This window comes from Candidatus Erwinia dacicola, from assembly GCF_001756855.1.
Classification (GTDB): domain Bacteria; phylum Pseudomonadota; class Gammaproteobacteria; order Enterobacterales; family Enterobacteriaceae; genus Erwinia; species Erwinia dacicola.
The window spans coordinates 1-2986 of record NZ_MAYS01000040.1 but is presented as its reverse complement, the minus strand read 5'-3'; the positions used below and the strand labels follow the sequence as shown (position 1 = coordinate 2986).

The window sequence follows — 2986 nt, the reverse complement described above, 5'->3', positions numbered from 1 at the left end:
CCCCGTGCGGTGATCGAGGTAGTGGTGGACCACCGTGCCACCGCCATAGTGCCGCAGGCGGGAGGCCGACACCGGCGGCCGCTTCAGGTAGCGGCCGAGGTATTTCACGCTGTGCCAGGCTCCCCGGGTCTTCTTCGCAAAGTGTACCTTCCAGTACCGGCCATACTGCGCCTGCAGATAACGCCGCCACTGGCGCTCATCGCGGATGTGACCCAGACCGCGCAGCAGGCGGATGACCGCGCTCCGCCAGATTTCCTCCACAGCCTTCTTTTTAAAGAAGAGGCGGCGCCAAACGCCGTGCATAACGTCCAGACCACCACGGGTGACGGAGACGTGGATGTGCGGGTGCTGATTGAGCTGGCGGCCATAGGTGTGCAGGGCGCAGAAGATGCCGACCTCGATGCCCAGCTTGCGCGCGTGGGTAGAGTCCAACTATCGGGGTCCAGTTCATACAGTAGGGGCCGACCACTTCTCTGGTCGGCCCTAGGAAGATTAATGCTCGCGGGTTTTGCGGAACACTACGTCAGGATAACGCTCCTGGGTAATGTTGAGGTTCACCATGGTTGGTGCGATATAGGTCAGGTTATCGCCGCCGTCGAGCGCTAGGTTAACTTCATTCTTACGCTGGAACTCATCAAACATCTTCGCGTTGTCGCACTCTACCCAGCGGGCGGTAGAGACGTTGATCGCTTCGTAGATCGCTTCCACGTTGTATTCGCTTTTCAGGCGCGCAACCACCACGTCGAACTGCAGAACACCCAGCGCGCCCACGATCAGATCGTTGTTGTGTACCGGGCGGAATACCTGTACCGCGCCCTCTTCCGACAGCTGCACCAGCCCTTTCAACAGCTGTTTCTGCTTCAGCGGGTCGCGCAGGCGAATGCGGCGGAACAGCTCCGGGGCGAAGTTCGGAATACCGGTGAACTTCATATTTTCGCCCTGGGTAAAGGTGTCGCCGATCTGGATAGTACCGTGGTTGTGCAGGCCGATAATATCGCCAGGATAGGCTTCTTCCAAGTGCGAACGGTCACCGGCCATAAAGGTCAGCGCGGCAGCGACAGTGACATCTTTACCGGTGCGCACCTGGCGCAGCTTCATGCCTTTTTCATATTTCCCGGACACCACGCGCATAAACGCCACGCGGTCGCGGTGTTTCGGATCCATGTTAGCCTGAATCTTAAACACGAAGCCGGTAAATTTCTCATCGGCAGCGGTGACGGTGCGCAGATCAGTATCGCGCGGCATCGGTGATGGTGCCCACTCCACCAGCCCATCGAGCATATGGTCAACGCCGAAGTTGCCCAGTGCAGTCCCGAAGAATACCGGGGTCAGCTGGCCTACTAGGAACAGCTCGCGGTCAAACTCGTGTGATGCGCCCTGCACCAGCTCCAGCTCGTCGCGCAGCTGCCCTGCGAAATTTTCACCGATGGTGGCGTCCAAATCCGGGTTATCCAGCCCTTTAATCACGCGTATTTCCTGAATGGTGTGGCCCTTACCGGTCTGGTACAGGTAGGTTTCATTTTTATACTGGTGGTACACGCCCTTAAACAGCTTGCCGCAGCCTATTGGCCAAGTGATTGGCGCACAGGCGATTTTCAGCTCGCTCTCAACTTCATCCATCGCTTCCATTGGATCGCGGATGTCACGGTCGAGTTTGTTCATAAAGGTCAGGATCGGCGTGTCGCGCAGACGGGTCACTTCCATCAGCTTACGGGTACGATCTTCAACGCCTTTCGCTGCGTCGATCACCATCATACAGCAGTCAACCGCTGTCAGAGTACGGTAAGTATCTTCGGAGAAGTCTTCGTGCCCCGGGGTGTCTAGCAGGTTGACTAGGCTATCGCGATAGGGGAACTGCATCACCGAGGTAGTGATAGAGATACCACGCTGTTTTTCCATCTCCATCCAGTCGGACTTGGCATGCTGGTTGGAGCCACGGCCTTTTACCGTACCGGCGGTCTGGATCGCCTGTCCGAACAGCAGCACTTTTTCAGTGATGGTGGTTTTACCGGCATCCGGGTGCGAGATAATGGCAAACGTTCTTCGTTTGGCTACCTCTGCGAGATAGTGGCTTATTGTCATGTTCTTCAATTCCATTATGTACAAACGCATGTACAAAGAAAATTTTATGCCCGTGATTGTACATTTTGCCGCTGCCTGAGCATAGCAGAACCTTACGCAAGACGGGCACAACTTGATACGGTATGAATAACTAGTTAAATATTGACTGTATATCCAACCAGTGTAAGGGGCTTTTATGTTCGTTGAACTCGTTTATGACAAGAGAAACGTAGCGGGACTGCCTAGCGCAAAAGATATCGTTCTGAACGAACTAACCAGACGCGTACGAGGACTTTTTCCCGATGCCGAAGTTAGGGTTAAGCCGATGCAGGCGAACGTTTTAAATAGCGACGCCAGCAAAAGTGATCGGGAAAAGCTGAACCGCATGTTGGAGGAAATGTTTGAAGAGTCCGGTCGAGTCCGTCAAGGTGGTGTAAATTCAGATCCAGCCTTCCGGTCCGGTAATATGTCTGTTAAGCGCTGAGTGGCAGCGCCTCGATCACATCGTTTTCAGCGGTCTGCTCTATCTCCGCCATGCTGTGCTGCGGCAGGTAGCGGTTCTGCAACAGCCATTCTTCGTTCTGCTCCGTCAGCACCGCACCCAGAAGCCGGGTTATGCTCTCTTCGTTGGGGAAGATACCCACCACGTGGGAACGCCGCTTCACCTCTTTATTCAGGCGCTCCAGCGTGTTCGTGGAGTGGATTTTCACCCGGTGCGCTCCCGGGAACCCGAAGTACGCCAGCCCCTCCGCCTCCGCTTCGTCCATCATCTCTGTGACTGCCGGGAAGTTCTTTTCCAGCTGGGCCGCGACCTCGCGCCAGGTGGCATGGGCGTTTTGTTCCTCCGTCTGCACGAACACCTGTTGCAACGCGGCACGGACAACCGACTGGCTGGCTCTGCTGACTCGCCCCAGCACGTTACGCA

General features: G+C 55.9%; 3 protein-coding genes and 1 pseudogene. 1 reads left to right on the top strand and 3 read right to left on the bottom strand.

The features are described 5' to 3' along the window. Together BBW68_RS00955 and prfC are read right to left on the bottom strand one after the other, a co-directional pair. Nucleotides 1–417: pseudogene (locus BBW68_RS00955) on the bottom strand (IS91 family transposase); the annotation flags it as partial. Nucleotides 418–492: 75 nt separating this feature from the next. After that, on the bottom strand, nt 493–2082 hold the full coding sequence (gene prfC, locus BBW68_RS00950) for a peptide chain release factor 3 (protein WP_070133624.1): 1590 nt from the start codon (nt 2080–2082) through the stop codon (nt 493–495). Between the two features lie 175 nt (nt 2083–2257). Here prfC and BBW68_RS00945 point away from each other — a divergent pair, with 175 nt between their 5' ends. Beyond that, the gene (locus BBW68_RS00945; protein WP_083264715.1) at nt 2258–2545 is read left to right on the top strand and encodes a DinI-like family protein; all 288 of its coding nucleotides are present in this window, start codon (nt 2258–2260) and stop codon (nt 2543–2545) included. On the opposite strand, the gene BBW68_RS00940 is transcribed toward BBW68_RS00945, so the two are convergent. After that, nucleotides 2535–2986: transposase (locus tag BBW68_RS00940; RefSeq protein WP_186821236.1), on the bottom strand; the 452-nt coding region annotated here is incomplete at its 5' end. The two genes, BBW68_RS00945 and BBW68_RS00940, sit on opposite strands and share 11 nt — an antisense overlap.